We start from the raw sequence: 251 nt of genomic DNA, 5'->3' as shown, positions 1-251 counted from the left end.
ATTTTGTCCCTTCAATAATAAGCATGGCTTCACTATCTTTACTCCAAAACAACACACTTTTATTTATGTATTTATTACCAGAGGCACTTTTTTCTCGGCTAAGCTGATAAGTATTACTATTAAGTGTTAGTGCTGCTGTTTGCTCATTGATAACACTAAGCGTGGCTTCTTTTTGATTACACAGGTAGCGAGTATTAATTGTGGGCTCATTACAAGCAGATAAGCCTAATACACTTAATGCGATTATCAGC

General features: G+C 35.5%; 1 protein-coding gene. It reads right to left on the bottom strand.

The features are described from left to right. On the bottom strand, positions 1-250 hold a 250-nt coding region (locus AAEZ02_RS23090; RefSeq protein WP_351125504.1), incomplete at its 3' end, for an MliC family protein. Position 251 lies beyond the last annotated feature (1 nt).

Source organism: Shewanella sp. T24-MNA-CIBAN-0130, from assembly GCF_040310185.1.
In the GTDB taxonomy this organism is placed as follows: domain Bacteria; phylum Pseudomonadota; class Gammaproteobacteria; order Enterobacterales; family Shewanellaceae; genus Shewanella; species Shewanella psychromarinicola.
Note: the sequence above shows the minus strand (reverse complement) of the source record. Positions and strands in the feature narration are given on the sequence as shown.